This window comes from Acidiplasma aeolicum (assembly GCF_001402945.1).
In the GTDB taxonomy this organism is placed as follows: Archaea; Thermoplasmatota; Thermoplasmata; order Thermoplasmatales; family Thermoplasmataceae; genus Acidiplasma; species Acidiplasma aeolicum.
Map to the genome: position 1 here is coordinate 1 of NZ_LKBG01000201.1, position 639 is coordinate 639.

The following is a 639-nucleotide window of genomic DNA, read 5'->3' on the forward strand; positions in this document are numbered from 1 at the left end:
GGCTTGATAATGCTGCAGCAGCATGTGGGATTGCAAGAAAGGCTTATTTAGAGGCCTATTATTATTCAATGAGGAGAAAAACATTTGGATCACTTCTAATTGAACATCCTGGAATTAAAAGGGATTTGCTGGATATGGAGATACTCTTGGAGGGTTCCATTGCACTGACGTTTAAAACCATTGAATTATTTAATAACTCCATAAAATCTGAACCACCATATGACGGTGATTATAATTATACAAGGTTAATGACGCATATTGTAAAAAACATTACAGCAGAGTCATCATCAATTATTACAGAAATGGCCACTGAACTCCATGGCGGTATAGGATTTTTATCCGAGTTTCCAATAGAACGGTGGCACAGGGAGGCCTTAATAACACCCATATGGGAGGGTGCAAGCAATATACAGGCACTTGATATGCTTGAGGCAATAAAGAGGAAGGAGGCACACATTAAAATGCTTCAGGACTTTAATAAAATGGTGAATGAAATTAAAGATGGCAGGGACATTGCCAGTTCATGCTACAGCATTATTAATGAATCCATTGACAGGATTTTATCCATGGATGATATAGCCTCGCAGTTCCATGCAAAGTATTTAATGGATTTAATTGGCAATTCAATGGCCAGCATTC

The 639-nt window shown here is 38.0% G+C and carries 1 protein-coding gene; it reads left to right on the top strand.

Annotation, left to right across the window (positions count from 1 at the left end; genetic code table 11):
* Nucleotides 1–639, top strand: a 639-nt coding sequence (locus AOG54_RS04525) for an acyl-CoA dehydrogenase family protein (RefSeq protein ID WP_269082559.1), incomplete at both ends; no start/stop codon positions are given.